At 71.2% G+C, this 26,529-nt stretch carries 25 protein-coding genes; 15 read left to right on the top strand and 10 right to left on the bottom strand.

The features are described from left to right. Nucleotides 1-77: 77 nt before the first annotated feature. Complete coding sequence (locus OHS70_RS21110) at nucleotides 78-1,211, top strand: winged helix DNA-binding domain-containing protein (protein WP_328399361.1); 1,134 nt, start codon at nucleotides 78-80, stop codon at nucleotides 1,209-1,211. 151 nt (nucleotides 1,212-1,362) lie between these two features. On the opposite strand, the gene OHS70_RS21105 is transcribed toward OHS70_RS21110, so the two are convergent. The 5 genes from OHS70_RS21105 to OHS70_RS21085 all read right to left on the bottom strand — a co-directional run bounded on the left by OHS70_RS21105 (nucleotide 1,363) and on the right by OHS70_RS21085 (nucleotide 8,530). Further along, on the bottom strand, nucleotides 1,363-1,800 hold the full coding sequence (locus OHS70_RS21105; RefSeq protein WP_328399360.1) for a DUF7144 family membrane protein: 438 nt from the start codon (nucleotides 1,798-1,800) through the stop codon (nucleotides 1,363-1,365). Between the two features lie 122 nt (nucleotides 1,801-1,922). Further along, nucleotides 1,923-2,414 carry a hypothetical protein gene (locus OHS70_RS21100; protein ID WP_328399359.1) on the bottom strand — a complete coding sequence of 164 codons (492 nt, stop codon included), beginning with the start codon at nucleotides 2,412-2,414 and terminating at the stop codon, nucleotides 1,923-1,925. 274 nt (nucleotides 2,415-2,688) lie between these two features. Then, on the bottom strand, nucleotides 2,689-3,642 hold the full coding sequence (locus OHS70_RS21095) for an adhesin (RefSeq protein ID WP_328399358.1): 954 nt from the start codon (nucleotides 3,640-3,642) through the stop codon (nucleotides 2,689-2,691). Between the two features lie 111 nt (nucleotides 3,643-3,753). Then, on the bottom strand, nucleotides 3,754-5,601 hold the full coding sequence (locus tag OHS70_RS21090) for an MFS transporter (RefSeq protein WP_443062631.1): 1,848 nt from the start codon (nucleotides 5,599-5,601) through the stop codon (nucleotides 3,754-3,756). A gap of 286 nt (nucleotides 5,602-5,887) precedes the next feature. Then, nucleotides 5,888-8,530: a serine hydrolase gene (locus OHS70_RS21085; protein ID WP_443062630.1), complete on the bottom strand. Its 2,643-nt coding sequence runs from the start codon at nucleotides 8,528-8,530 to the stop codon at nucleotides 5,888-5,890. A 203-nt stretch (nucleotides 8,531-8,733) separates the two neighbouring features. Here OHS70_RS21085 and OHS70_RS21080 point away from each other — a divergent pair, with 203 nt between their 5' ends. From OHS70_RS21080 to OHS70_RS21070, 3 genes are all read left to right on the top strand, one after another. After that, nucleotides 8,734-9,459 carry a GOLPH3/VPS74 family protein gene (locus tag OHS70_RS21080; RefSeq protein WP_328399356.1) on the top strand — a complete coding sequence of 242 codons (726 nt, stop codon included), beginning with the start codon at nucleotides 8,734-8,736 and terminating at the stop codon, nucleotides 9,457-9,459. A 259-nt stretch (nucleotides 9,460-9,718) separates the two neighbouring features. Then, the gene (locus OHS70_RS21075; RefSeq protein ID WP_328399355.1) at nucleotides 9,719-10,585 is read left to right on the top strand and encodes a helix-turn-helix domain-containing protein; all 867 of its coding nucleotides are present in this window, start codon (nucleotides 9,719-9,721) and stop codon (nucleotides 10,583-10,585) included. Nucleotides 10,586-10,801: 216 nt separating this feature from the next. Continuing rightward, nucleotides 10,802-11,011, top strand: a complete 210-nt coding sequence (locus OHS70_RS21070) for a DUF397 domain-containing protein (protein WP_328399354.1) — start codon at nucleotides 10,802-10,804, stop codon at nucleotides 11,009-11,011. A 145-nt stretch (nucleotides 11,012-11,156) separates the two neighbouring features. On the opposite strand, the gene OHS70_RS21065 is transcribed toward OHS70_RS21070, so the two are convergent. Then, nucleotides 11,157-12,005: a hypothetical protein gene (locus tag OHS70_RS21065; RefSeq protein ID WP_328399353.1), complete on the bottom strand. Its 849-nt coding sequence runs from the start codon at nucleotides 12,003-12,005 to the stop codon at nucleotides 11,157-11,159. 81 nt (nucleotides 12,006-12,086) lie between these two features. Here OHS70_RS21065 and OHS70_RS21060 point away from each other — a divergent pair, with 81 nt between their 5' ends. Beyond that, nucleotides 12,087-12,869: an SDR family oxidoreductase gene (locus OHS70_RS21060; protein WP_328399352.1), complete on the top strand. Its 783-nt coding sequence runs from the start codon at nucleotides 12,087-12,089 to the stop codon at nucleotides 12,867-12,869. Between the two features lie 368 nt (nucleotides 12,870-13,237). Here the strand turns inward: OHS70_RS21060 and OHS70_RS21055 are convergent, their stop codons facing one another. Together OHS70_RS21055 and OHS70_RS21050 are read right to left on the bottom strand one after the other, a co-directional pair. Then, nucleotides 13,238-14,368: an ADP-ribosylglycohydrolase family protein gene (locus OHS70_RS21055; protein WP_328399351.1), complete on the bottom strand. Its 1,131-nt coding sequence runs from the start codon at nucleotides 14,366-14,368 to the stop codon at nucleotides 13,238-13,240. A 307-nt stretch (nucleotides 14,369-14,675) separates the two neighbouring features. Next, a complete protein-coding gene (locus OHS70_RS21050) occupies nucleotides 14,676-17,282 on the bottom strand; it encodes a bifunctional FO biosynthesis protein CofGH (RefSeq protein ID WP_328399350.1) in 2,607 nt (868 codons plus the stop codon). 140 nt (nucleotides 17,283-17,422) lie between these two features. Between OHS70_RS21050 and OHS70_RS21045 the strand changes: the two genes are divergently transcribed. The 3 genes from OHS70_RS21045 (at nucleotide 17,423) to OHS70_RS21035 (ending at nucleotide 18,952) form a co-directional block, all read left to right on the top strand. After that, nucleotides 17,423-18,154: a hypothetical protein gene (locus OHS70_RS21045; protein WP_328399349.1), complete on the top strand. Its 732-nt coding sequence runs from the start codon at nucleotides 17,423-17,425 to the stop codon at nucleotides 18,152-18,154. After that, a complete protein-coding gene (locus OHS70_RS21040) occupies nucleotides 18,151-18,531 on the top strand; it encodes a hypothetical protein (protein ID WP_328399348.1) in 381 nt (126 codons plus the stop codon). The genes OHS70_RS21045 and OHS70_RS21040 overlap by 4 nt, the downstream gene beginning before the upstream one ends. A gap of 223 nt (nucleotides 18,532-18,754) precedes the next feature. Continuing rightward, nucleotides 18,755-18,952: a hypothetical protein gene (locus OHS70_RS21035; RefSeq protein WP_328399347.1), complete on the top strand. Its 198-nt coding sequence runs from the start codon at nucleotides 18,755-18,757 to the stop codon at nucleotides 18,950-18,952. On the opposite strand, the gene OHS70_RS21030 is transcribed toward OHS70_RS21035, so the two are convergent. Further along, on the bottom strand, nucleotides 18,934-19,761 hold the full coding sequence (locus tag OHS70_RS21030) for a TIGR03619 family F420-dependent LLM class oxidoreductase (protein WP_328399346.1): 828 nt from the start codon (nucleotides 19,759-19,761) through the stop codon (nucleotides 18,934-18,936). The genes OHS70_RS21035 and OHS70_RS21030 overlap by 19 nt on opposite strands. 183 nt (nucleotides 19,762-19,944) lie before the next feature. Between OHS70_RS21030 and OHS70_RS21025 the strand changes: the two genes are divergently transcribed. Then, nucleotides 19,945-21,468, top strand: coding sequence for a CehA/McbA family metallohydrolase (locus OHS70_RS21025; RefSeq protein WP_328399345.1), 1,524 nt, complete (start codon nucleotides 19,945-19,947; stop codon nucleotides 21,466-21,468). Between the two features lie 55 nt (nucleotides 21,469-21,523). On the opposite strand, the gene OHS70_RS21020 is transcribed toward OHS70_RS21025, so the two are convergent. Beyond that, nucleotides 21,524-22,441 carry a GNAT family N-acetyltransferase gene (locus OHS70_RS21020; RefSeq protein ID WP_328399344.1) on the bottom strand — a complete coding sequence of 306 codons (918 nt, stop codon included), beginning with the start codon at nucleotides 22,439-22,441 and terminating at the stop codon, nucleotides 21,524-21,526. Nucleotides 22,442-22,530: 89 nt separating this feature from the next. On the opposite strand from OHS70_RS21020, the gene OHS70_RS21015 reads away from it, so the two are divergent. The 6 genes from OHS70_RS21015 (at nucleotide 22,531) to OHS70_RS20990 (ending at nucleotide 26,528) form a co-directional block, all read left to right on the top strand. After that, the gene (locus tag OHS70_RS21015; protein ID WP_328399343.1) at nucleotides 22,531-23,295 is read left to right on the top strand and encodes a hypothetical protein; all 765 of its coding nucleotides are present in this window, start codon (nucleotides 22,531-22,533) and stop codon (nucleotides 23,293-23,295) included. Between the two features lie 334 nt (nucleotides 23,296-23,629). Further along, nucleotides 23,630-23,863, top strand: a complete 234-nt coding sequence (locus OHS70_RS21010; protein ID WP_328399342.1) for a hypothetical protein — start codon at nucleotides 23,630-23,632, stop codon at nucleotides 23,861-23,863. A 279-nt stretch (nucleotides 23,864-24,142) separates the two neighbouring features. Continuing rightward, nucleotides 24,143-25,009, top strand: coding sequence for a helix-turn-helix domain-containing protein (locus OHS70_RS21005; protein ID WP_328399341.1), 867 nt, complete (start codon nucleotides 24,143-24,145; stop codon nucleotides 25,007-25,009). A gap of 89 nt (nucleotides 25,010-25,098) precedes the next feature. Then, nucleotides 25,099-25,326 carry a type II toxin-antitoxin system VapB family antitoxin gene (locus tag OHS70_RS21000; protein ID WP_328399340.1) on the top strand — a complete coding sequence of 76 codons (228 nt, stop codon included), beginning with the start codon at nucleotides 25,099-25,101 and terminating at the stop codon, nucleotides 25,324-25,326. Then, nucleotides 25,323-25,748, top strand: coding sequence for a PIN domain nuclease (locus tag OHS70_RS20995; protein ID WP_328399339.1), 426 nt, complete (start codon nucleotides 25,323-25,325; stop codon nucleotides 25,746-25,748). The genes OHS70_RS21000 and OHS70_RS20995 overlap by 4 nt, the downstream gene beginning before the upstream one ends. Nucleotides 25,749-25,922: 174 nt before the next feature. Continuing rightward, entirely contained in the window at nucleotides 25,923-26,528 is a 606-nt protein-coding gene (locus tag OHS70_RS20990; protein WP_328399338.1) for a hypothetical protein, read from the top strand. The last annotated feature ends 1 nt before the right edge of the window (nucleotide 26,529 follow it).

Genomic DNA, 26,529 nt, shown 5'->3' with positions numbered 1-26,529 from the left:
ACGGCGCCGCCGAGCCGTGTCACCGAACTCGGAGCACGAGGCACTGACGGACGCCGGGCAGGGCAGAATCCTGGGCTGTGACGATCAGCGCGCGCGCACTCAACCGGGCGACCCTCAGCCGCCAGCTGCTGCTGGAACGTGAACCGCTGACCGTGCCCGACGGAGTGCGGCGCGTGGTCGCGCTCCAGGCGCAGCACCCGGCCTCGCCGTACCTCGCCCTGTGGAACCGGCTCACCGGTTTCGCCCCGGCCGAGCTCGACGCCGCCTTCACCGGGCGGTCGGTGGTCAAGGCGACCCTGATGCGGATCACCCTGCACGCCGTGCACGCTGAGGACTACCCGGCCTTCCGTGCGGCGATGCAGCCCACGCTGTACGCCTCCCGGCTCGGCCCCCGCTTCGCCGTCGCGGGGCTGACCCCCGCGGACGCCGACGAGCTGGTGCCGGAGCTCCTGGCCTTCGCCCGTCGGCCCCGGACCTCGGCAGAGATGCAGGCGTGGGCCGAGGAGCGGCTCGGTGCCGAGAAGAAGGACGCGGCGTGGTGGGGGCTGAAGGCGTACGCGCCGCTGCACCACGCCCCGACGGACGCGCCGTGGTCATTCGGCCTCCGGCCGTCCTTCGTCGCGGCCGGAACCGGTCCCGTGCCCGCGGGCCGGACGGTGGAGCCTTTGGCGCTGCGGACCCTGATCCTGCGCTATCTGGCGGGCTTCGGGCCCGCGTCGGTCGCGGACGTGGCGCAGTTCGCCATGGTGCCGCGGGCACCCGTCCGCGCGGCGCTCCGCGCTCTGGACGGGGCCGTCGAGCAGCTCCAGGGGCCGGACGGCGGCCCGCTGTTCGACCTCCCGGGCGCCTCCCGGCCAGCCGCCGAAACCCCCGCCCCGCCCCGGCTCATGGCCATGTGGGACAGCATTCTGCTGGCCTATGCGGACCGCAGCCGGGTGATATCCCCGGCCTACCGCCCTTGGGTGATCCGGCGCAACGGCGACGTACTGCCCACCCTGCTGGTGGACGGCCATGTCGCCGGGGTGTGGCGCCCGGCGGACGGCGGCATCGAGGCCACGGCCTTCCACCCCCTGCCACCCGCCGTCTGGGACGGACTCGCCGCGGAGGCCCAATCCCTGACGGCCCTCCTCAGCGACCGCGAGGCGGCGGTCTACAGCCGTTACCACCACTGGTGGGCAAAGCTCCCCGAGGCCGAGGTACGAATGCTGTGACCAGCGGCTTCGTCGCTCGAGCCCTCGAAGCCGTTCTCGCTCAGGATCTTGTCGATGCGGGTGCGATGCGCATGCGCATCCTCCCAGGTTCCTGGCGCAAGGACGGCCCGAGGGTGTCCGGGTCGATGCCTCACCGCGGGTTCGCTCCTGGTCAGACCCGCTCACCGGGAAGGTGCCGTGGCACGGAGACAAGTCCGTAGATGACGAGCACGGACAGGGCCATGGTGATCACCGACCACAGGGGGAACGCGGAGAGGAAGATCAGCTGGCCGACCATGCAGGCGGCGGCCAGCGCGATGCCGGTGATCCGCGCGGCCCTCGAGCCCACGAACACTCCCAGGGCGGCCAGGATCTGCGCGATACCGACGATGGTCCACACCCAGCCCCAGGCGGCGTAGTTGAAGAGGAGCAGCCGGTTGCCGTGATCGGCGGTCGTCTCGTAGTAGCCGTGGTCCAGCAGGGCGACGAAACCATTGATGATGTCGAACAGGCCGCTCAGCATCAGAAGGATCCCGGCGAACGCCACCCAGTGCGATCGCTCGAGCGGTGGCACGGCCGAGGCGTCCGATTTGACTGATTCTGACTGCATGCATCCCACCACACCGGGCAGTCGGAGGCGGCGCAACAGGTGATGAGCCGCCGGGGTGGGGTGCGGCCTTCCGCTACTGCGCACCCCCATGCGTAACGATTTCCCTGCAGCCCGGCCCTCGGTCACCAGCAGTCGGGGTCGTCGGGGTCGCGATCGCCGTAGTCGTAGTCGTAGTCGTGGTCGTAGTCGCGGTCGCCGTGCCCTCCACGGCCCCCACCGCCACCGCCGTCGCCACCGAAGTCGCCGTAGCAGTCCGCGTCCGGCTGCGGGAGCGTCGGCACGACGGTCCCGGCCGGCGGGAGCGAGCGGGACGGGGCCGGCGCATTGCCCCTGGCCGACGAGGGGGTCCGCGTCGGGAGCTGCTCCGCGCGGGGAGCCGGTGGTACGGGCTTCGAGGTGCGCTCGCGCGCGGAAGGGCCGGCGACAGGGCTCGCGGACGGCGTGTCGCCCGAGGGTGCCGCCGGGACGATCAGGTTCGGGCGGCCTCCGAGTTCCATGTCCACCGGCGGGGCCGTCGGCTCGACCGCGGCACTGCCGGTGCCGGCGCCGCCCGCCACCAGGACGAGGCTGGTCACCAGCGCGCCGACCGCAAGCGCGGCCCCCGTGCCCAGCACGGGCTTCCCCACCCGGGGCGGCAGGGCCAGGCGCCCCGCGATCGTCCAGCCCCGATCACTCGGGCGGTGCCTGCCTCGCACCCGCACGGCATCCACAACGCACCTCTTTGAAACAGTTCTTGCGGGTGTGCCGTAGTGCACACCCGCATCCCTCACAAACCGTTGGCGGACACTATGCAGGAAGGTCGTACCGACCGGGAGGCATCACACATGACCAGGAACGAATCACGGAAAGTTACCCCGGGTTCGGCCTCCGTGACCCCGAACTCGCCCGTCAGACCCGGCAGTCCGCCCGCATCTGAGCGGCCGCATGATGCTGGGATTCGCGGCCTTGGCCCCGGTTCTGCCCGCGGTCGACCAACTGGATCGTGAGCTGCTGGTCCCGTACCGGAATCTTCTCCACGATCGCGCCCCTGCCCCGCAGCTCCACCTGGTCGATCTCGAAGGACTTGATGGTGCTGTCCGCGTCGTCCGGGTCCGCCAGCACGTTGTACGTCGTCGGTGCGCCGGCCACGTCCTCGGGGCGCGGGGCCTTGGGGATGATCACGGAGACCGAGCACGTCTCGTATCCGCTGCCCACGTACCAGGACCAGGTGGCGCTGCCGTCCTTGTCCTTGGTGCGGCTGCCCGACATCGGGACGGCGGTGAAGCGGCCGTCACAGCCGTTGCCACTGTGACCGCCCGTGTTGACGGTGTACCAGCCGTCGAAGCCGTCGCGGAAACGGCCGTTCTCGGTGTACCGTCCGCCTCCGCTGCAACCGGGCCCGGCCCAGGCCGAGTACAAAACCCTGCGCGAGCGCTCCGCCCCGCCGCCCGGGCGCTTCGGCGGGGACGCGGTCGGCGACGGCGATTCGGAGGGATCGACCGAAGGGGGTGTGGTGGGCTGGATACGTTGGGGTGCTCCGCCCAGACCGCCGATGTCGCCCAGGTCGCTGGCGCCGCCCGGTACGCCGTCGCGGCCCTCGGACGCCTCGGCGGCCGGTTCCCGCTCACCCCCGGACAGCCCCACCGCTGTGGCCGCGAGCGCCAGCACCGTCAGCCCGACTCCCGCGGCCAGCAGGACTCTTCCCGTCCTGGACAGCCGGGCGACCCGCATCAGCAGGGTCGGCCTCGCGGCCGGGCCGTGCCACGCCGCCGTGGGGTCGCTCGCAGCGGCCGTCTTTCCGCAGCGGCAGGTCATTCCGGGCAACAGCAGTGCACTGTCCCCGCCGCATCGTTCGCATGCCATGTCGCACCTGACACCAGTAGACCGACTGCCCGGTATGCCTGCATCACAGGCCGGGCGGTCCCACTATGCAACAGGGTCCAGGGTCCAGGTAGGTGTTAACGCGGGTAAGGGCTACCGCAGTTCATCGGGGCAGGGCGTTCCGCGCAGCAGCTGGTACGGAGCGGCCAGTCTGTACACCCCCGGCCGGGGCGCGAGCAGTTCGGTCCACTCGTCGCCCTCCGCGTCCTGGTCCGCCTGCAGCAGACACCCGTGCAGATTGACGAAGTCCCTCGGTCCGTCCTCGCGTTGCTGCGACGCCAGCGTCTCCTGCGGGGCCGCCACGCTCTTGCCGTCCTCGTCGACGATGCTCAGCCACGGCGAGTACGGCACCCGGATCAGCACCCGGCCCGCCGACTCCACCCGGATCGTCATCCCGTCCGGGCCCGCGTCCTCCACCGTGGCCGACGGGGTGGCCAGCGGCACGGGGTCCTTGACGGCGAACAGCTGCCAGTTGGAGTCACCCCAGATCCGCTTCAGATACGGCTGCCCCTCGCGCACCAGCTCCGCCTCGCGCACCGCGCCGCTGGAGTCGGGCGCCCCCTCGGGCAGCACCACGTAGTGCACGGCCCACCGGTCCAGCCAGGCGCGGTAGCTCTCCGCGGTGAGGACGTTCTCCTCGTCGTAGAAGAGTGGGTTGCGCTTCATGTCCGCCTGGCGGTTCCAGCCGCGGGCCAGGTTGACGTACGGGGCGAGCGCGGACGCCTCGCGGTGGCTGGACGCCGGGACGACCTCCACCCGGCCGCGTTCGGCGTGCGCCTCCTGGAGGCGGTCGACCAGCGGCGCGAGCTCACGGTGCCAGGAGGCCGTCGGGGCGGTGCGCACGATGTCGTCGACGCCCTTGAAGCCGATCCAGAAGTTGAGCCCCGCGACCGCGACCACGAGCGCGTACCACTTGCGGGAGCGCGGGACCGCGTACGGGAGGGCGGCGAGCAGCACCACACCGGCGAAGAGCATGGCGAGCCGCGACACGTTCGACCCGATCTGGGAGTCGAACACCCACGTCAGCAGCGTGCCGACGGCGTACACCGCGGCAGCCGTGCGCACGGTGCGCCAGGGCTTCGGTACGAGGACGAGAACGAGCACCCCGTACAGGAACGGCAGCGACAGCGTCGCGATCGACATCGGCTGCGTACCGGAGAAGGGGAACAGCCAGGCCGACAACGCCACGACGAGGACGGGGGCCAGGCCGACGGCGTACGCGCCCGGGCGACGGCCGTTCAGGAACAGCGCGGCGGCGACGACCCCGAGGAACAGGCCCGCGACCGGGCTCGCCGCGGTGGCGAGTCCGGCGAACGGGACGGCGACGGCGGCCTTCGCCCAGCGCCGCGTACGCCAGCGGTACGGCCAGCAGAACACGGCCGCGACCGAGCCGAGCGCGAACATCATGCCGAGGCCGAACGTCACCCGGCCGGAGAGCGCGTTGCACAGGAACGCGAACACGCCGGCGAGCGAGCAGGCGACGGGATTGCGGACGGCCCGCACCCGCACCAGGATCAGCGCCGTCAGGGCGGCCGAGACCGTGCCCGCGACGATCATCGTCGTACGCACACCGAGCGCCCACATCACATACGGGGACACCACGCTGTACGAGACCGGGTGCATCCCGCCGTACCAGGCGAGGTTGTACGCCGAGTCGGGATGGCGGCCGACGAACTCGGCCCAGGCGTCCTGGGCCGCGAGGTCGCCGCCGCTGTTCGCGCCGAGGAAGAACCACAGCAGATGCGCGAGCGCGGCGACGGCCGTCGTGAAGGCGACGGGGTGACGCGTCGGCCGGTCGCGCAGGCCGCGCGCGAACCCGGGGGCGGCGGGCCCCGTGGGAGCCACGGGTTCCCTCGGGCCACCGGACTGCGGCTGCGCGGGAACTCGTATTCGCGGCCCGGCGCTGGTGCCGCTCCTGTGCGTCGGCTCGGCGGTGGTCACCTGCGGCTCTCCCCGTCTTCCCGTCTTCCCGTGCTGTCGTCCTCCGCACTGGCGCCCGGCGTTCAGGACGCGTTTCATCGCTTTGAAGACGTGATTCATAGCGGTGAGGTTGCGTCGGGACGCTAACACGCGGGCGTCCCGGTCGCCCGGGACGCCCGCGGAGTGTGCCAGGGGCCTTCCGGCCCGGCCGTGTCGGAGACGTCCCGGCCGGTGCGCGACGCCCGGCACGCACCGGACGCCGCACACCCCGCCCTGGGAGCGGACGGCGCTATGGGCCGGACACGGCCTATCCGACCCGGGTCAGCTTGGCGCCGAGACCGGGCTCCGCCAGGTCCCGCTGGAGCTCGACCGGCGCGGAGACCTTGCCCGGCCCCGAGCCGACCGTGACCTCGCCGACCTCCGTGCCCGCCCTGGCCGTGTGCGGGATCTTGGCGTTCCCGCCAGAGATCTTGATCTGGACCTTCAGACCCGCCCAGCCGACCGCCTTGAGGTCCTTGGTGGCGACGACCGGGGTACGGCCGCCGAGACCGTCGTCGACATGGCCGACGACATCGCCCTTCTTGACGACCGTGGTGGAGGTGACGCCCTGCTGGGCCGCCTGGATGACCTCGATGCTGTAGTCGATCGCCAGCTCGAGCTTCTTCCAGAGCTGGTCGGCGTTCTGCGCACCCATCACTATCCCGACGATGCGGCGGGGCTTGCCGTCGACCAGGGCGTTCGCCGCCCAGAGCAGATTGCCGCCGGCCGGGGTGGAGGAACCGGTCTTGATGCCGCCCACACCGTCCAGCAGCAGGGCGCGGTCGTTGTTGTTGCGGATCGGCTTGGCGAGGCCGTCGACCGTGGTCTGGGTCGTGTTGACGATCTCCCGGAAGATGTCGTTCTCCATGACCTTCTTGGCCAGCTTGAGCTGGTCCTGCGGAGTGGAGACGGTGCTGGCCTTCAGACCGCTCGGGTCGGTGTAGGTGCTGCCCGTCATACCGAGGTCCTTGGCGGCGTCGTTCATCTTCTCGACGAACTTGGCCTCGGAGCCGGCGTCCCAGCGGGCCAGCAGACGCGCCGCGTTGTTCCCGGACGGGATCATCAGCATCTGGAGCATCTGCTTCTCGGTGAACTGCTGTCCCTGCGAGATCGCCGCCGTGGACTCGTCGTCGATCTTCGACTCGTCCTCGGCCTGCTTGTCGACGGTGATCTTCGGGCCGACCTCCTTGCCCGTGATGGGGTGGTCGCGGAGGATCACCCACGCCGTCATCGTCTTGGCGACGCTGGCGATGGGGGCGGGCTTCTGGGCGCCGTACGTCCCGAGGCTGCCGACACCCACGACCTCTGCCGCTCCCTGGCCCTCACTGGGCCAGGGAAGGCTGAGCTGTCCGCCCTCGAAGGTGAACGTCTCCTGGGCCGAGAGCCCCAACTGGGGTTCGGGCAGCGGACGCACAAGCTGCACGACAGCAAAGATGATCAGCACCAGGACGGCCAGCGGAGTCCAGATCTTGACGCGTCGCACCAGCGTGCGGACGGGGGTCTGGGGCGGCGGCGGGGTGTTGGTGAGCTCGGCGAGCAGGTCGAGCGGGGGCAGCGGCGGCATGGGCTGCTGCTTGGTGCGCTCGGACTCGGCGAGCGAGACGGGCGCGGCCGGCTCGGCGGCGGGCTTGGGGGCCGCGGGCTCCGCGGTCGCGGGTCTGGGGGCCGCAGGGGCGGATGCCTGCGCGTCGTCGCGTCGCAGCGGCACGAACGTACTGTCGCGACGGGCCTTCGACCCGCCCTCGGCGGGCTCGGGCGTCGGCCGCGCGGGCTTGTCGGACTGTGCCGGCTTGGGTACCGGAGGCACCTTGAGCGCGGTGGTGGGCTGGTCGACGGCGGGCCGCCGCAGCGACTTGAAGACGGCCGTGGGCTGATCGACGGGACCGCGTGCGGGCTTTGCGTTCGCAGATTCTTCGTCGCCCTCGCCACCCTCGCCGGAATCCGAGGAAGCTTTCTTCTGGGCCCAGGAAGGCCGGGGACGTTCGTCGTCGGAGCCGTCGGCGGCGTCCTGGGAGCCGGTCCGGTCGGCGTCATCGGCCGCGTCGGACGCGTCGCCGCGGTCGCTCGACGACGCTGAGCCGGGCCCGGGCTCGGCTTCCGCTTCGGCTTCCGCATCTGCCTCCGCGTCCGCGCCGGCGTCGGCCGGGACCGTGGCACGAGCGGCCTCGTCGGCGTCCGCAGGCGCCTCCTCGGGCTCCACCGGCTCAGCGGGGCCCTCGGCCTCCGTGAGGGGCTCACGCGCCGCTTCAGAGGCTTCGGGGGCTTCCGCTTCGGGTTCTGCGGAGGTCATCTCGTCGGCGGGCGGCTCGTCCGGCGCCGAGGTGGCCGCCTCCGAAGCGTCCTCGTCCGCGGCAGAGGCGCTCTTGCGAGGAGCCGGCCCGGCCGGACCTTCCGTCTCCGCGGACGCCTCGTCGGCGGTGTTGTCATCGGCGGTGGTGCCGGCTGTGACGTCGCCGGAGGTCACCGCGTCGCCGTCCGAGGCCGACTCCGGCTCCGTCTGCGCCCCCGTGCCGGAATCGCGCTCGCCGGCAACCGGAGCCGCCCCGGGCGCCCCGGCGTCCGTGGCGGACCCCTCCGGCGTCCCGGCAGCCTCATCGGCGGCCGACGCTTCCTCGGCCGGCGCCGAAGTCTCCTCGTTCTCGTCCGCCGTGGCCACCCAGGCCGCAACCGCCGCGCGCAGCCGTGCGTCGTTCCCGGACGGAGCCGGTTCGTCGGCCGGATCGGCGGAGGCAGCAGAGGAGTCGGGCTCCGCGTCGCGCGGGCGCGTCGTGAAGACCGCCGTCGGCTGGTCCACCGGTTCGGTCCTCGGGGTCGCCTGACGGAACACGGCGAGTCGCGGGTCGCGTTCGCCCTGAGTCGTCTCCCCCGACGACTTCCCCTGTTCCGACCTGTCGGGGGACTCGCCCGCCACCGTGCCTCCTCCATGTCGTTACGAGCGCCGTCAGCCGACGACCCGTGGTGTCCGAAGCCTCTACCAGTGTCCTGTCTGAGTGCTTGACTCCCGTGCTAGACGAGAACGACATACCTCCGGTTCCCTGACAAAGCACCCGGGCACTCTCGACAGACCAATGTGAGAGGGGTCACCCTGTCATTCATCCACGCGGGGAGGCATGGATGGGCAAGAGCCGCAGAACACTTCCGGAAGAGCTTCTGCTGCTCGCTCTGGACCCGACGACGGGTACCACAGCGCAGCCGCAGTCGCTCGACCTCGGCCTGGCCGGTGCACAGCTAGTGGAGCTGGCTCTGGCAGGTCGGATAGCCCCGGACGGGGATCGTATCGCCGTGGTGATGCCACGGCCGACAGGAGATCCGACTTTGGACTCCGCACTGGAACTGCTGCGCAGGCGTGGCAGTCCGGTTCGGGCGGTCCACTGGATCGGCGGACCCCGGCTGGGGCTCCGTCAGATTTACCTCTCGCATCTGGAGCGGTGCGGCATGGTGCATGCCGTGGAGGGCCAGATGTGCGGAGTGCTGCCGACGACTCGCTACCAGGCGACGGAGACGGCGATCAGCCGGGACATCAGGGCCCGGCTGGACAGTGCGATCCGCACCGGCGTACCGCCGGACCCGCGGACCGCGGCGCTCGCCGCGCTGGCCCACGCGGTCGGTCTCGGCAAGCACCTGTACCCCGGCAACGAAGGGCGTTCCTCGAGATCCCGCCTGCGGGACCTCATCAGGCACGACCCGATGGGCGGCCTCGTGGCTCACGCCGTGATGGACGTCCAGAACGGTGCGGCCGCACAGCCGCGCCGCAGCCCTGCCCCCGGCGGTGGACGCCAGCCGGGTCCTGTGCCGATGCAACCGCGCCGCGGGAGCATGGCCCGCGTCGCCGCGCACTGAGCACGGCGGGAAGGACAGGACAGGCAGGACGGTCAGGAAAGGCAGGACAACTGCACAAGTTACCGCCGCACCGACGTCCCCATGACCCGGTTCGGGAGCCGCACAGAACGCGCGGGACAGCCTGAAAGCTGCCCCGCGCGTTCGCATGCGCAGTGAACGCCTTCGCGCGTGTGGCCATTTGGCAGCGCAGCGGCGACCATTGGTGGCAATCTGCTGAACAGTAGATACGCACAGCTACGCAGTCGGAGGTGCAGTCCCTGTGGCGTCCAACGTCAATCCCACCGTCAGGAGACGCCGATTGGGTCAGGAGCTGCGCCGGCTCCGCGAACTCAAAGGCATGACGGCCGAGGAGGTGGCGGAGCGCCTGCTCGTCTCCCAGTCGAAGATCAGCCGACTCGAGAACGGCCGCCGCTCCATCAGCCAGCGCGATGTCCGCGACCTCTGCGGCGTGTACGAGGTCGAGGACCACCGTATCGTGGACTCGCTGATGCAGATGGCCAAGGATTCGCGCCAGCAGGGCTGGTGGCACGCCTTCGGCGACATCCCGTACAGCGTCTACATCGGCCTGGAGACGGACGCGGCGAGTCTGCGCGTCTACGAACCCCAGGTCGTTCCCGGCCTGCTGCAGACGCGGCAGTACGCCGAGGCACTGATCGCCGGCGCGCTGCCGGAGAGCGGGGCCACCGACATCGAGAAGCGCGTCGGAGTCCGGCTGCGCCGTCAGGAGCGGATCCGGGACGACGAGCATCCGCTGCGGCTGTGGGTGGTGATCGACGAGTCCGCGCTGCGCCGCGTGGTCGGCGACAGGCAGCTGATGCGCGAGCAGCTGGAGCATCTGGTCGAAATGTCGCAGCAGCCGCATGTCACCGTCCAGGTGCTGCCTTTCGATATGGGCGCACATCCGGGCATCAACGGCCAGTACGCGATCCTCGAGTTCCCCGACGCGTCGGACTCCAGCGTCGTCTACATCGAGGGCGTGACCAGCGACCTGTACCTGGAGAAGGCCAACGATGTGCAGAAGTACAGCGTCATGTACGAGCATCTGCGCGCCCAGGCTCTGAACGTGGAACAGACCCGGCAGTTCATCGCGGGCATCGCCAAGAAGTACGCGAACGGCGGTCTCTGACCGGCCCGGGGTATCGCTTCGCACGCTCTTCAGAGGGCGGACGCCGCGAGGCGGGACGCAAAATACACCACGGCCACCTCGCGGCGTAAGAGTCGAATGGAATATGCCATCCGGTCGAGTGAACGACTGTCTCACGCATCCAGGGCGGCGAGTAGCGTCGATCACGCCAGCATGAACGTTGGCGCACATCACACCACTTGCCGAAGCGGAGCGAACATGGCAATCACCCAAGGCGGCACCCAGGCCTGGACCAAGTCCTCGTACTCCACGGGAAACGGGGCGTGCGTAGAGGTCAAGTCCCCTGTTGTGCAGACCATTTCCGTTCGGGATTCCAAGGTCCCGGCCGGCCCGACCATCACCTTCGTCCCCGAGTCGTGGACAGCGTTCGTCAACGAAGTGGGTCACGGCACGCACGGCCTCGACTGAGCCGCTGCAACGCGACCGGCAAAGCCCCGACAAGAAGTGCAGCGCAGATACGACTGGAGCCCTCTCGACTGGTCCGCCGTCCCGGCCGAGGGGGCTCGGCCATGCCTGGGCTGCCGACATCGAAGTCCCCCACCCCGCTTCCGGCTCAGCGCAGTTGGTCGACGTAGCGATCGGTACCCGGGACGGTCGGGATGAACGGAGCCACCAGCTCGACCCGTCCGAGCCCCGAAGCCCCGACCGCGGCGTCGAGACCGGCGAACGCAGTGTCCCAGTGTTCCCTCGGGTCCTCCTCGAGGAACCACAGCAGCGTCAGCCGGGTGTCGACCCCCTCCACCTGCTTCACATAGGTCATCCGGTCACCGGGGAGCGGCGTCGGCCGGAAGACGGTCACCATCGCCGCCGCGGAGCCCGGGCCGGCGAGCCGCCTCGGCAGATGCTTCGCCCGCAGCCACTCGAGCAGTTCCGCGCGTTGCCCGGGGCCATCGGTGTCGATGACCTGGACCACCAGGCCGGCGTACGGGTGGTCGAGCGCGTGGTGGTCGCGCGGACCGGCCGCTCCGTCCCGGTAGACGGTCGCCTCATGGTCCTGGAAGGCCGTGAAGACGTGTGTGCGCTGCTGATGCACCCGCCCGTCCCGGTTGAGCCGCTTGTTGATGCCCACGGTCCACTTCATGTGGTCGGCGTAGCGGCCGTCGGTGATCCAGTACGTCGAGATGTAGCAGCCCGCGGTGACCGGCTGCGCGACCGCCGACTTCTCCGGGTAGCGCAGCAGTTGAAGGTCCCTGGTGGCAACCCAGCGCCGCCCGGCGAAGATCCAGGGCATCGCCATCGCGCCCGCGTAGAAGTGGTCGTCCTCGTACCAGCGGTTGTAGGCGTACTCCTGGCCGGGATGCGGTTCGACCATGGTGATCAGGGCGTGGCCGGGCCGCACCCCGTACGGGCCGACGCCGGCCAGCTCCGCGTACACCTCGCTGCGCGTGTCGTCTTCGGTCATGCCGACTCCCTTCCTTCCTCCGCCGGACGCCCCTACTCTGACGGGCCGTCAGATGATTGGCCAGAGGCGGGAGACACCGGGATGCTGCTGCAGGGGAAGACCGTCATCGTGTCCGGTGTCGGCGCCGGTCTCGGGCACCAGATCGCGGCGACCGCCGTACGAGAGGGGGGCAACGCGGTCCTGGGTGCCCGCACGGAGGCGAACCTCGTGAAGTTCGCCGCCGAGATCGACCCCGGCGGCGGGCACACCGCGTACCGCGCCACCGACATCACGGACGAGACGCAGTGCGACGCGCTGGCGGCACTGGCGCTGGAGCGCTTCGGCCGGATCGACGCCGTCGTCCATGTCGCGGCCTGGGACAGCTACTTCGGCGGCCTCGAGGACGCCGACTTCACGACCTGGCAGTCGGTCGTGGACGTGAACCTGCTGGGCACGCTGCGCATGACCCGCGCCTGCCTGCCCGCGCTGAAGGAGCGGGGAGGTTCGGTGGTCGTCATCGGTACGCAGTCGGCGGTGGCCGCGCCCTCGCAGGTGCGGCAGGCGGCGTACGCGGCCTCCAAGGGGGCGCTGACCTCGGCGATGTACTCGCTCGCGCGGGAGCTGGGCCCGTATCGGATCCGAGTGAACACGGTGCTGCCCGGCTGGATGTGGGGGCCGCCGGTCCAGGCGTATGTGCAGTTCACCGCGCACACGGAGGGAGTACCGGAGAGCGAGGTGCTGGGCCGGCTCACCGAGCGGATGGCCCTGCCTGAACTGGCCACGGACGGGGACGTGGCGGAGGCCGTCACCTTCCTCGCGTCCGACCGGGCGCGGGCGATCACCGGACAGTCGCTGCTCGTCAACGCGGGTGAGCTGATGCGGTAAACGCTCCTCCGCTCTCCCGCAGGGCCGCAGGGCCGCAGGGCCGCAGGGCCGCAGGGCCGCAGGGCCGCAGGGCCGCAGGGCCGCAGGGCCGCAGGGCCGCAGGGCCGGCACTCCGTGCGGCCCTCTTTTCACCCTTCTGTCGGTCACGCATGTGAACCCAGGTCAACAACTCGAACAGTTTTACGTGCTCTTGACTCTTCGACGCGTAGTCGTGGCCTCTCAAATGGTCACACCATGAACGGCGATCACAAGACGGACCCCTTGGAGGGGCATGAACAGTCTCGACTGGGCCGTGCTCATCGGTTACTTCGGCGTGATGAGGGGCCCGGCTGCCGAGGAGGGGGCCGGGCCCCGCCCGTGTCCGCGCCCTACGTCAGTTCCGCCGCGCCCCGCGGGTAGCGCTGGAGCCACCCCGGGGCCGTTGCCGTCGGGCTGTGCAGGGCCGGGCCCTGGGTCATCTCCATCGCGAAGTCGTCCGCGATCTCCAGCAGCGTGGAACGGCCCTCCAGTTCGCACAGCCAGGCCGGCGGCAGCGCCGTCTCGCCGTGCAGCGCACCCAGCAGCGCGCCGGTCAGCGCGCCCGTGGTCTGCGAAGGCCCGTCGTGGTTGACCGCGAGGCGCAGGCCGTGGCGGATGTCCTCGCCCACGAGAACGCAGTAGACAGCGATCGCCAGCGCGTCCTCGGCGTTGTGGCCCTCACCGAGCGCCGCGACTCTTGTCGGGCCCGGGATGCCCTGCCGTACGGCTCCGAGCGCCTCCTTGAGGCCGTCCGTGACGGGCTGGTGCCCGGGGCGGGCCGCCAGCAGGGCGAGCGCCCGCTGCACCGAGGCGTCGACCGTCTCGCCGCGGGCGAGCCCGTGAACGATCACGGCGAACGCACCGGCGGCGAGGTACGCGGTCGGGTGGCCGTGCGTCTGCGCGGCGCACTCGACGGCCAGCTGGCACACCAGCTGCGGTTCCCAGCCCACCAGCAGTCCGAACGGCGCGGACCGCACCGCCGCGCCCGCGTCCCGGGCGGTCGGGTTCTTGGGCGCCGCGAGGGTGCCCATGTTCTCGTCGGCGAGCCCGGTCACCGAGGCCCGGGAGGGGTCGCGGCGGCTGTAGAGCCACTCCTCGCGGGCGAGCCAGCCGTTGTCCTTGCGCCGCTCGTCGGGACCCCAGTCGCTCTGGGTGGCGGCCCAGCGCAGATACGCCCGGTGCAGGTCGGTGGGCGGATGCCAGGCGCCGGTGTCGCGGCGCACCTGGGCGCGGATCAGCCCGTCCACGGTGAACAGGGTCAGCTGTGTGGCGGCGGTCACGGCGCCGCGGCGGCCGTGCACGGGCACGAAGTCGGTGGCGCCTTCCGGCCCGTGCGCGGCCCGGATCCCGTCCAGGGTGAGCGCCGCGACGCCGGCACCGAGCGCATCGCCGACGGCGCCGCCGAGCAGGGCCCCGCGCACCCGGGCGCGGAAGTCCTGCTGCTCGGCACGGCCCCACACGGCCGTGGTTGCTGCGCTCACCGTGCCCCTTCCCCGATGTCGAACGAACACTGCCCGGCGCAGCACTGTAATCGAACGAGCTGGAAGGCTCCTCCGGCCTGATGTGCCTCAGGGCGCGAATCGGACGCCGCCGGCTTCTCGCGGTGGGCCACGGCCACCTGCGGGAGGCGTTCAGAGCCGGCGCCCGGTCGAAGCCGACCGGCGCCCCGGGGTCCGTCCGCCATGTGCTTCGCCCGCCCCCCAGGCCCGGACACGGCGCGCCTGGGGCTGTTCGCCGGTTCCTGTGCCGCCGGTCAGGGGCGCGCACGCCGCACCGGCACCCGTGGGATCAGTCCGGCAGCAGCGGCAGCAGCTCGGGCAGATGTCCGTCGGAAGCGAGGGCGGCCTGTTGCCGCTCGGCCGGTACCTCCCCGTACAGGGTCGTCCGCGGCCTGGCCGACCGTCCGGCCGCCTCCGCGATGGCGGTGAGGTCGCGCACGGATCGGTACGAGCCGTAGCTGGAACCCGCCATCCGGGAGATGGTCTCCTCCATCAGCGTGCCGCCGAGGTCGTTCGCCCCGGACCGGAGCATCTGCGCCGCGCCTTCCGCCCCCAGCTTCACCCAGCTGGTCTGGATGTTGGTGATGTGGGGGTGGAGGAGGAGGCGGGCCATGGCGGTGACGGCCCGGTTGTCCCGGATCGTCGGGCCGGGCCGGGCGATTCCCGCCAGATACACGGGCGCGTTGGTGTGGATGAAGGGCAGCGTCACGAACTCGGTGAAACCACCGGTCTCCTGCTGGATGCGGGCGAGCGTACGGAAGTGGCCGAGCCAGTGGCGGGGCTGGTCGACATGGCCGTACATCATGGTGGAGCTGGAGCGGATGCCCAGCTCGTGGGCGGTCTTGACCACCTCGATCCAGGTGGCGGTGGGCAGCTTCCCCTTGGTGAGGACCCAGCGGACCTCGTCGTCGAGGATCTCCGCGGCGGTCCCCGGGATGGAGTCGAGGCCCGCCTCCTTCGCCGCCGTCAGCCACTCGCGGATCGACAGCCCGGTCCGGGTCGCGCCGTTGACGACCTCCATCGGCGAGAAGGCGTGCACATGCATGCCGGGTACGCGTTCCTTGACCGCGCGCGCGATGTCGAAGTACGCCGTGCCGGGGAGGTCGGGATGGATGCCGCCCTGCATGCACACCTCGACCGCTCCGACGTCCCACGCCTGTTCGGCGCGGTCCGCGACCTGGGAGAGGGAGAGCGTGTAGGCGTCGGCGTCCGTGCGCCGCTGGGCGAAGGCACAGAAGCGGCAGCCGGTGTAACAGACATTGGTGAAGTTGATGTTGCGCGTGACGATGTAGGTGACGTCGTCGCCGACGACCGATCTGCGCAGTTCGTCGGCGATCCGGGTGAGCGTGTCGAGCGCGGGCCCGTCGGCGTGCAGCAGCGCGAGGGCCTCGTCGTCGGTGAGCTTGGTGGGATCGTCGGCGGCCGTGGCGAGGGCCGCGCGGACGTCCGTGTCGACGCGCTGCGGGACCATGCCGGGTACGGCGGCCTCGCGCAGCGCCTCCCAGTCCCCGTACACCTCGTCGAAGTCGTCGCGGCGGTCGTGCGTCCGGCCCTCGGTGTCGATGCTCCGGTGCAGATCGGTGCGCCCGGTGGCGGTGAACGCCTCGTCGGGCTCCTGCCAGGGCAGCCCGGCGGGTGTGACGTCCGGGCGTGCCAGACCGGTCTGCGGGTCGGCGAGCGCCCGCACGTGCGGGAGCAGGCGGGGGTCGAGCCAGGGTTCGCCTCGCCGGACGAACTCCGGGTACACGCAGAGCCGTTCCTCCAGCCGGAATCCGGCGGACAGCGACCGGGCCGCGAGCTCGTCGATCTGCGGCCAGGGACGCTCGGGGTTGACGTGGTCGGGCGTGAGCGGTGAGACGCCGCCCCAGTCGTCGATCCCGGCGCCGATGAGCCGTACGTACTCGTCGTCCACGAGGTTCGGCGGGGCCTGCAGACAGGCGGAGGGCCCCATGATGTGGCGGGCGACGGCGACGGTGGCGACCAGCTCGTCCAGTTCGGCGTCCGGCATACCGCGCATGGCCGTGTCCGGCTTGGCGCGGAAGTTCTGCATGATCAGTTCCTGGATGCCGTGGTACGCACGGGAGACGCGGCGCAGCGCGAACAGCGCCTCGGCCCGCTCCTCGTACGTCTCGCCGATCCCGATGAGCAGCCCACTGGTGAAGGGGACGGACGAGCGGCCCGCGTCCTCCAGCACGCGCAGCCGTACGGCCGGCTCCTTGTCCGGCGACCCGTAGTGCGGCCCTCCGGGCTCGGACCACAGACGCTCGGCCGTGGTCTCGAGCATCATGCCCATCGACGGGGCGACCGGCTTGAGGCGCTGGAAGTCCGTCCAGGACATGACACCGGGATTGAGGTGGGGGAGAAGTCCGGTCTCCTCCAGGATGCGGATCGCCGTGGCCCGTACATACGCGATGGTGTCGTCGTAGCCGTGCGCGTCGAGCCACTCACGCGCCTCGGGCCAGCGGTCCTCGGGCTTGTCCCCCAGCGTGATCAGCGCTTCCTTGCAGCCCGCCGCGGCCCCGCGGCGGGCGATGTCCAGGACCTCCTCGGGAGACATGAACATCCCGTGCCCGGCGCGGCGCAGCTTGCCCGGGACGGTGACGAAGGTGCAGTAGTGGCACTTGTCGCGGCACAGCCGGGTGAGCGGGATGAAGACGCTCTTCGAGTACGTGATCGCCCCCGGCCGCCCGGCCGCCTCGAGCCCGGCGTCCCGCACCCGCCCGGCGGACGCGGCGAGGTCGTCGAGGTCGGCGCCGCGTGCCTGCAACAGCACGGCGGCCTCGGCGACATCGAGGGCGACCCCGTCCCTCGCGCGCTTGAGCGCGCGGCGCATGGCGTTCGCGGTGGGGCGCCCGGGCTGGTCTCCGGCCTGGTCTGGGGCCTGGTGATCCGTCATGCAGCGAGCATACGAGCGCGGGCAGACAGGGCGGTCCGCAGGCCGGACATATGACCGTGATCCGGCTGAGTACGAGTGCGCAGCGGACTGAGCGGTAATGCCCATGCGGCGCGCCCGGACGGGCAAATAATGTCGCGGCCATGACCAACGCCGACACGGACGCAGACACCGACCTCGACGCTGACCAGCGCGACCGACCCGACCAGCCGGACGAGTTGGACCTCGACACCCCCATGCCTCCCGCCATGACCGCCGTCCGCCGTGCGCTGGACGTCGCCTGGTGGGTCTTCCTCGCGGTGATCGCGACACCGGTGCTGCTGGTCCTCGGTCTGATCGTCACGTACGGAGTCGAGAGGGCGGTACCGGAGGACTACCCGACCGTGGCCCGCGAGGACATGGTGCGCCGCGTCACCGACCGCTCCCAGGACGCGTACGAGGTGCTGGGCTTCGACGAGGTGGTGCCGGCGGATGCCCAGAACTCCCTTTCGGGCGATCACTGCTACCCCAACGGGCTGGAATCCGTCGCGGACACGCCGGTCACGGACGCGTACCGCCTCTCGCACTCCTGGACACTGGCCGGGATCCCGGAGACCGAGGCGCTCCCCGCTCTGCGCCGCCTCGAGACCCATCTGAAGGAAGAGGGCTGGCGGATCAGGGAGTTCGAGGAGCTCAAGGGCTCCGACGGCGAGTGGGAGCTGCGCGCGGAGCGCGACGGCGCGACTGAGGAGGCGGGCATCGACCGGATGGTCTTCACCTGGATGCGGGAGGGCGGACGCTTCTACGGGGGCAGCCACGGCGGGTGCGCGTACGAGCCGGCGGGGAGCGAACTGCCGGCGGACGACATCGCGCCGGAAATGGGGCCCAAGCGATGATGATCGAAATCCTGGAGATCCTCGACGCGCCCCGTGGCCTGGTCCGTTTCGCAAGCCCGCTCGGCACGGCGTGGGCCCGCTGGCGGGACAGCGCCGAGCCCGCGCCCGGCCACTACTACGTGGAGATCGACATCGCGGACGAGATCGACGCATGGTCCGCCTCCGGCGGCGAGGCCCGGCTCGAGGGCGACGACACACTCGCCGGCGTCGCGGTGCTCGGTTCGATCGAGCACGTGGACGAGGACGGCATCGCCTGGCTCCGCCTCGGCCCGACGACCACGATGGTGGAATTCGCGGCGGGAGTTCCGCTGCCCCGGCTGGGCGAGACCGTGGAGTTCACGGCGGCGGTGATCGACCTGTGCCCGTACGTCCTGTGACCCGACGCGCGTGGCCACGTCGCCTGGTGCGCCTGTGCGGCGGCCCGCGTGCTGCGGCACGAGTCGCAGTGCGCCGGCAAGCGGGCCGTACCGCACGGCCTTGGCCCTCGACAGCCGGCTCTCGATACCTGGGCCCCTCCGGCGTCACCCCTCCGGATCAGGTCGGCGCCCTCCCCGCGTGTCCCGGTGACGGCCGGCACGGCACGTCGGCAGGGTCGAGACCATGAAGACGCCACGACCGGCCGCCCTGGTCACCCTCGCCGTCGCCGGGATTCCGGGAGTCGCCCTCCTCGTCGCCGGGATCGAGGCTTCGTTCGGGGCGAGCCCCGTCCAGGCCCCCGGTGTCACATCGCCCGCCGAGTTTCCGGTGAGGGAAGTCGCCGACCGGGTCGTGCCGGAGGGTCAGAGGTACTGGGCGTAGTCGTCCAGGACCCGCAGCACCTCCAGTTCGCTACCGGGCGGCAACTGCAGCACCACCTCCTCGATGCCCTGTTCCGCGTAGTGCGCGAGCTTGCCCGGTGAGGGCAGGACCGCGTACGGGACCACCTGGAGCGCCTTGGGGTCTCGACCCGCCGACTCCCAGATGTCCCTCAGCACCGGAACCGACTCCGTCAGGCCGCGGCCGCCGATCGGCATCCAGCCGTCCGCGTACTGCGTGATGTGGGTGAACAGCTGGGGGCCCGCCGCGCCGCCGACCAGGGTGCGGGGGGCGCCGCCGGCCGGTTTCGGGTACGCGAAGGATGCGCGCACCGACCCGTACTCGCCTTCGTACGCGGCCGGTTCAGGCGACCACAGCGCCCGCATCAGCCGCATCCGGTCCAGGACGAGGTCGCGCCGCGTGGCCCATTCCACTCCGTGGTCCGCCGCCTCCTCCACGTTCCAGCCGAAGCCGACGCCCAGCGTGAAGCGGCCGCCCGACACGTGGTCCAGGGTCGCGACGCGCTTGGCCAGACCGATCGGGTCGTGCTGGGCCACCAGGGTGATGCCCGTGCCGAGCAGCAGACGGTCCGTCACGGCCGCGGCCTGGGCGAGGCCGACGAACGGGTCCAGGGTGCGGCCGTACTCGGGCGGGAGGTCGCCGCCCGCCGCGTACGGGGTGGTGCGCTCCACGGGGATGTGGGTGTGTTCGGGGAGGTACAGACCGGCGAAGCCGCGCTGTTCCAGCTCGAGGGCCAGTCGCACCGGGGTGATCGTCTCGTCGGTGAGGAAGATCGTGGTCGCGATCCGCATGGGGCTCTCCTCCGTCGTTCGGCACCTGTGGCGGGGACAACGTATGCCGTACCGTCGTCAGACGTCTTCGGTCATGACCACGTCATCCCGCAAACTCCTGCCCGTGCCCGCCGGTTAACGCTCCGGCAGGAGTGTTCAAGTGCAGCGATTCTGTCCCTCTCGACACCCCGGGGAGCCGACGGCATGTGCAATGACGACGAACACGCGACAGCCAGACGCACACTGCTCATGACGGGGGCCGCCACCGCCCTTACGTTGAGCACTGTGAGCTTCGCGTACGCCGCGCCGAACGACGAGGGCGCCGACTCCGACAGCGACGACAGCCAGGTGGTTCGCGGTACCCTGCCGCCCGGCTCCCCCGACTTCGTGTACCTGCCCGTCGAAGTACCTCACGGCGTGCGGGAGATCCACGTCGCGTACACGTACGAGCGGCCGGCCGTCCCCGCGGGCACGGCCGGCAACGCCCTCGACATCGGCATCTTCGACGAGCGCGGCACGGCGCTCGGCGGCGACGGGTTCCGCGGCTGGTCGGGCGGGGCGCGCACCGAGTTCTTCATCCGGGCGGACGACGCGACCCCGGGCTACATCCCCGGCCGCATCCGCGCCGGCCTGTGGCACATCGCCCTCGGGCCGTACACCGTCGCGCCGCAGGGGCTCGCGTACGAGGTCACCGTCACGCTGCGGTACGGCACGCAGCAGCCGACACCCAGGGCCGTGTACCCGCCGGAGCGGGCCAAGGGGCGGGGGCGGGCCTGGTACCGCGGGGACTGCCACCTGCACTCCTGGTACTCGGACGGCCGGCGCACACCCGCGGAGATCGCCGAGCTGGCCCGCGCCGCCGGGCTGGACTTCATCAACTCCTCCGAGCACAACACCCATGCGGCGCACGCCCACTGGGCCGACCATGCGGGCGACGACCTGCTGATCCTGCTCGGCGAGGAGGTCACCACCCGCAACGGGCACGTGGTGGCGCTGGGCACCGACCCGGGGACGTTCGTCGACTGGCGCTACCGCGCCCGCGACAACCGCTTCGGGCACTACGCCCGTGAGATCCGCCGGGCGGGCGGCCTCGTCGTGCCCGCGCACCCGCACGCCACCTGCATCGGCTGCAACTGGAAGTTCGGCTTCGGGGAAGCGGACGCGATCGAGGTCTGGAACGGTCCCTACACCCCCGACGACGAGGTCTCGCTGGCGGACTGGGACGGCACCCTGGCGGCCGCGGCGCGGTCCGGCAAGCGCTGGATCCCGGCGATGGGCAGCAGTGACGCGCACCGCCACCCGGATCCGGTCGGCACACCGCAGACCGTCGTCCTCGCCGAGGATCTGACCCGTGAGGCGATCCTGGCGGGCATCCGTGCCGGGCACAGCTATGTCGCCGAGTCCAGGGCCGTGTCCGTGTCCTTCGCGGCGGCCGGCGGGCGCGGACGGTACGCGGGCATCGGCGAGCGCCTGCGGGTGGACCGCGACGACCCGGTGACGGTACGGCTGGAGGTCTCGGGCGCGCCCGGCTGCACGGCCCGGATCGTCACCGACCAGGGCGTGCTGCACACGGAGGCGCTGCCGGCGTCGGGTACGGGCACGGTGGAGTGGCGCACGACGGCCCAGTACGCCTCGTACGTGCGCGCCGAGGTGCGGCACGCGCCGGTGGTACCCCTGCTGCCGGGGCCGCCGGCCGCGTTCACGAACCCGATCTTCCTGGGGGTGTAGCGCGGAGCACAGGCGCGGCGGCGGGGCCGGGGCTGACGCGCCGCCCCGCCCCGGTTCAGCCCGACAGGTTGGCGGCGAAGATCAGGTCGTGGCCGTCGATCCCGGGGCCGTCGAGATGCTCGGCGCGTGCGAGTCCGGCCCGTAGTGCCACGCGCCGGGAGGCGGTGTTGGCGGGCCGGACCCTTGCGATGAGCGGCAGTTCCGGGACGTTCCGCGTTGCCCACGCGGCGACGGCGGTCGCGGCCTCGGCGGCGAAGCCCTGCCCCCAGGCCGAGGGCGCGAGGCGGTAGAAGAGGTTGAGGATCTCCCTGCCGTTCAGCTCCATGGGCTTGATCCCGCAGAACCCCAGCAGCGTGCCGGAGCCGACGCGTCGTACGGCCCAGTACCCGTACCCGCAGCTCTCCCACTGGGCGTCCCAGCGCCCGTAGAGCTCCTCGGCCTCGCCGCGGCAGCCGATCGCGTCGGAGGGGTTGTGGAGGCAGGCCGCCGGGTCGCTGTGGATGGCGAGGATCGCGTCGATGTCGGCCGCGGTCGGGCGCTGGAGCACGAGCCTGGTGGTCCGCAGCTCCGTGCCGACCGCAGGGACCTGGTCACTCACCGTCGGCCTGTTCCTGTCCGACGGCCACGGCACCCACGGCAACGCCTCGCGCCAGCCCTCCCGTTCGTGCATCCAGTCGCTGATCACCGCGGCGACGGGCCGGGGGCCGATCACATCGCCCTGCCAGGGCACTTCGGCCTGGAAGTGCCGGTCCTCGCCGCCCTCGCGGTACTCCACGTGATAGCTGAAGTCGTCGTTGAGATACACCTGCATGTAGTGCTCGTCGACGGGCTCCCGGTCCAGCCGCCTGACGATCACGACGCGATGGCTGAGGTTCATGTCGGCGAGCAGATCGTGCACGGCGTCGTCGGACGGATCGTCGATCGACCGTCCACCCGGCTCGTTGGCCCGGATCAGCGGCTTCGGCTCTGTCATGACGTCGACTGTACGAGGCCGGTCTGACACGATCGCCTCATGATGAACGTAACCCCTGACACACGGAAGGGCGGCCACCGCCCGGTCCGTTGAGGTGGCTCGACGAGGCGGTCGCGGACGGTACGGCGGCGACCGCGGGCCACCCCTCCCGTGAGGCGCTGTTCGACGCGGTACATGAGGACCGCGCCGGCCCGGTGGAGTGCCGGCTGCTCGAACTGACCGCCGTGGAACCCGCGTCCGTACGCCTCAATGCTCTCCAGCTGGTGTACAGCCTGGTGACGGCCGGCGCCGAGACATGGGATGCGGCGGCACAAGCGTCGTACGCCCGGCTCATGGACGAGGACGAGGCGGTTCGAGGGCTGGCGGCCAAGCTGTTGCCACAGGCAGGCAGGCCCGATCTCGCACTCGCCGCGCTGTACGAGCTGACGGACCCCGCCGTGCGCACGGTTCTGGCAATGGGCGTGCTCCCCGAAGCCGCTGAGCGGCTGCGCCACGACGGCCTCCCCGCCGTTCGCTTCCTGGCCCGCCTCTCGCTCCTGCGGGAAGCGCCGCCGGAGGACTGGGCGCGCCTCGACGCGGCCCTCCTGGCCGACGCCGAGGAGGCTGCCCGGCACGTGCCATGGATCGGTGAACGATGGTCGGACACGCTGTCCGTGCTCGACCGTGAGGCGGACACGTATGCGCTGGTCGGCAACTCCTCGGCGAGAAGCGCCCGGTCGCGCTGCAGCGCGTCGGCGCCACCCTGGCCCGGTCGGCCTGTCAGGACTGGCGGGCCGCGCCCGTGGAGCTCCTGCCGCACCTTGTGGCGCACGTGGGGCTTCCCGAGGGTGCGGAAGCGATACGCACAGCGATGATCTCGAACGCGGCGGCACAGGAGCACGCAGCGCCTCTCGCCGGCATCGGTCTCGAGCCCCCCGCGCGGGCGCGCCGGGGGAGGCGCGGGACCCCCGAGGTCTACGACGCCCGCAGCGCCGCCGAGCACCTGGCTGCTCAGCCCGTGGGCGTCGCACGCTTGAACCGGCCCCCGAACTCTTCGGCCCGCTCCTGGACGCGGGCCCCCTGCCCTTCCGCCAGGCCGCCCAGCTGTACAACCTGACCTTCCGGTGGCCCAACATCATGCAGGCACGGTGCGCCCCGCTCTGGTTCCGTCACGCAGGCGAGCCGGCGCTTCCGAGGCTGCTCGACCTGATGACCCGGCAGCTGGCGTGCAAGGTCGTCGGCGAGGCTTTCATGAACGGTCTTGCGGAGCTGGGCCGCCATGCCCTGCCCGCCGTACCGGCCCTGGACCAGCTGATCGACCGGCGAAGGCGCATCCCGGAGAACGAGCCTTCCCGGGACGCGGAGATGGAGACGGACGAACGCCTCCTGGCGGCGGCGCGGGAGGCCCGTCACCGCATCATGACGGACGCGCAATTTTCCTGATTTGCACCGGTTGAACCACATCGAGGTTTCCACGACCCGGGAGTCCAGGACCTGGTGCCCCGCGACGCCAAAGATCAAAGGACCGAGGCAAGAACCTTCCCAACCACCCCCAAACCCCCCGTCGCTCACTCGGACGGGTGATCCGGCCCAACTGGGCTGGCGCATATGCCATTTCGCGGTGCAAGCTCAGCCACAGACAACCGCAGACATGCGACGGCCCCCGGCCGGGACTGGCATCCCGATCGAGGGCCTGACCTTCGAGGAAGCAGGACCTTCCTGATGGCTGAGACGCAGCTTAACGCGCCCCCGTGCGCCCCGCCTCCCGTTCCCCTCGTCGGCCTCCGGCACATCAACGTCCGGCACGAGGAACGCTTCGTGGTGATCGGGAACCACCTGACCCAACACCCCGAACTCTCGCTGACCGCGATCGGGCTGGCCGTCCACATCCAGTCGCTGCGCGCGGGCACGAGAATCTCGATCAAGAAGCTCGCCGAGCGCTTCCCGGAGGGCGAGGTCCGCATCGCCGACGCCCTGCGCGAGCTGGAGAAGCACGGCTATCTGGCCCGCGTGCAGGTGCGGCTGCCGTCGGGCAAGCTGATCACCCAGCGGGTGTCGTACAACAACCCGCCCGCGATGGCGGCGGGTTCGGCACCGGAGCACGGACCGGAGCCGGTGCCCACGCCGGAGCCGGAGACTCCGAAGCCACCCGAGCCGAAGCCATCCGAGCCGATGCCGACCCGCGCGGAGCCCGAGCCGCGCAGGGAGGCGCTCGCCGCTCCCGTACTCCCCCTGCCCGTAGCCGCGGCGCTCCTTGCCGACCTGCGGCGGCACGACCCCCGGCTGCTGCTGTCCGAGCGGGACGTACGTCGTCTCGCACCGGCGGTCGACGCCTGGCTGCAACGCGACGTCACCCCCGACGCCGTACGCCGCACCCTCACCGCCGGACTCCCTGACGGCCCGATCCACCACCCGGCGTCGCTGCTCGCCCACCGCCTCACGGAACTGCTCCCGCCGCCACTCCCCGCAACCCCGCCACCACCGCCGCGCCCGGACCCGCTCCAGAACTGCGACTGCTGCGACCGCGCGTTCCGTGCGCCGGAGCCGGGGGTCTGCCGGGGCTGCGATGTGTCCACCGCGGCCGCTTGAGCCCCTGCACAAGGGGAGCCGCCCGCCGTACTCTGGGAGGATGTACATCATGTGGATGATTCATCCACACGACCCACATGGAGGTTGCGATGAGCATGACCAACGTCAATCTCGACGACGAAATCCTGGCCGAGGCGATGCGGCTCATGGGGACGAAGACCAAGAAGGACACCATCAACGGCGCTCTGCACGAGTACGTCCAGCGGCTCAAGCGCTTGGAGGCCATGCAGGATCTCGCCGAGCGGGCAGAACGCGGCGAGTTCGACGACGCGATCGAGGCGTACAAGGCGAGGAAGCGCGCCTGGAGGGACGAGTGAATCCGGGCTTCCTGATCGACACCTCCGCGCTCTGGGAACTCCTACGACAGCCTGATGTCCGGCTTGCCTGGACGCCTGTGGTCGAATCGGGCCTCGTGCGGATCTGCGAGCCGACCAGGGCCGAGTTTCTGTACTCGGCGACCAGCCCCGCCCACAGGGACGACCTGGAAGGGCGGCTCAGCGAGATGTTCCCTCTCGCCGGGGTGCCGAGGGGTGCCTGGTCGTGGGTCGACACGGCGCAGTACAAGCTGACGCAGAAGAGCCAGCACCGGAGTGCAGGTCCCTTGGATCTGCTCCTGTGTGCGACGGCAGTGCATCACGGACTCGTCGTACTGCACCGCGACAGCGACTTCGCGACAGTCGCCCGCGTCGTCAGCGACGTGGAGCAGCGCGACATCCGTGACCCGTACCGCACCGTGTGAGGATCGAGCGGGTCGGGCCGCGACCGTCAACGACGGTGACTCCTTCATCAGCGCCTCGCCCCGAGAAAACCGCCGGGAACGGATGGCGGCATCAGCGGCAGGCCACGGCGGGGCGGGCGGGGCGTCGGAGGGCCGCATTCCGGCCCCTGCCAGCATTCCCTTACGCTGCACGCCATGACGACCCTGCTGATCTACGACGGCGCGATAGCGGACGATGCGCCCGCGCGGCGTACCGGTGGTGTGCCACTTGTCCCCGACGGGTTCTCCTGGCCGCTGTGCCGGACGTGCAAGGGCGCCATGCAGTTCCTCGCGCACCTTCCCGGCGAGGAGCAGGTCGTGTCCGTGTTCATGTGCCAGAACGACCCCGGTCTGTGCGAGGAGTGGAGCCCCGCCGACGGCGGCAACCGCGCGTATCTCTTTCCCCACGGCGGGCTGGCCCCGGCAGCCGTGCCTCCGGAAGGAGAGACGTCGCTCGGCGCCGTGTCCGCACTGCGCACGGAGAGCGTCGAGGAGCAGGACTACTTCGACGCCGTTCAGGCCTGGGTTGCCGCCGGCCACGAGGACGAGAGCCCCGTGCTCGGCGCGCTGGGCGGCGAGCCGTACTGGATCCAGGACGACGAGACCCCGAACTGCCCGTCCTGTTCACACAGGATGGATTTCGCGGCGCTGCTCGAAGAGGGCCGCGACCACAACACCGCCGCCAACTTCGGCGGCGGAGGCTGCGGTTACGCCTTCACCTGCGCACCCTGCTCGGAGGCGGCGTTCCTCTGGCAGTGCTGAA

Origin of the sequence: Streptomyces sp. NBC_00390 (assembly GCF_036057275.1) — a bacterium.
Lineage (GTDB): Bacteria > Actinomycetota > Actinomycetes > Streptomycetales > Streptomycetaceae > Streptomyces.
This window is presented reverse-complemented; position numbering and strand designations above follow the sequence as displayed.

Coding starts and splice junctions, on each gene's coding strand:
- OHS70_RS21000 (WP_328399340.1), top strand. CDS start 25,099: ATGAGCATGACCAACGTCAATCTCGACGACGAAATCCTGGCCGAGGCG.
- OHS70_RS21010 (WP_328399342.1), top strand. CDS start 23,630: ATGACCCGGCAGCTGGCGTGCAAGGTCGTCGGCGAGGCTTTCATGAAC.
- OHS70_RS21095 (WP_328399358.1), bottom strand. CDS start 3,642: ATGGCATGCGAACGATGCGGCGGGGACAGTGCACTGCTGTTGCCCGGA.
- OHS70_RS21025 (WP_328399345.1), top strand. CDS start 19,945: ATGTGCAATGACGACGAACACGCGACAGCCAGACGCACACTGCTCATG.
- OHS70_RS21050 (WP_328399350.1), bottom strand. CDS start 17,282: ATGACGGATCACCAGGCCCCAGACCAGGCCGGAGACCAGCCCGGGCGC.
- OHS70_RS21035 (WP_328399347.1), top strand. CDS start 18,755: ATGAAGACGCCACGACCGGCCGCCCTGGTCACCCTCGCCGTCGCCGGG.
- OHS70_RS20990 (WP_328399338.1), top strand. CDS start 25,923: ATGACGACCCTGCTGATCTACGACGGCGCGATAGCGGACGATGCGCCC.
- OHS70_RS21030 (WP_328399346.1), bottom strand. CDS start 19,761: ATGCGGATCGCGACCACGATCTTCCTCACCGACGAGACGATCACCCCG.
- OHS70_RS21020 (WP_328399344.1), bottom strand. CDS start 22,441: ATGACAGAGCCGAAGCCGCTGATCCGGGCCAACGAGCCGGGTGGACGG.
- OHS70_RS21005 (WP_328399341.1), top strand. CDS start 24,143: ATGGCTGAGACGCAGCTTAACGCGCCCCCGTGCGCCCCGCCTCCCGTT.
- OHS70_RS21065 (WP_328399353.1), bottom strand. CDS start 12,005: ATGACCGAAGACGACACGCGCAGCGAGGTGTACGCGGAGCTGGCCGGC.
- OHS70_RS21070 (WP_328399354.1), top strand. CDS start 10,802: ATGGCAATCACCCAAGGCGGCACCCAGGCCTGGACCAAGTCCTCGTAC.
- OHS70_RS21045 (WP_328399349.1), top strand. CDS start 17,423: ATGACCAACGCCGACACGGACGCAGACACCGACCTCGACGCTGACCAG.
- OHS70_RS21105 (WP_328399360.1), bottom strand. CDS start 1,800: ATGCAGTCAGAATCAGTCAAATCGGACGCCTCGGCCGTGCCACCGCTC.
- OHS70_RS21040 (WP_328399348.1), top strand. CDS start 18,151: ATGATGATCGAAATCCTGGAGATCCTCGACGCGCCCCGTGGCCTGGTC.
- OHS70_RS21080 (WP_328399356.1), top strand. CDS start 8,734: ATGGGCAAGAGCCGCAGAACACTTCCGGAAGAGCTTCTGCTGCTCGCT.
- OHS70_RS21060 (WP_328399352.1), top strand. CDS start 12,087: ATGCTGCTGCAGGGGAAGACCGTCATCGTGTCCGGTGTCGGCGCCGGT.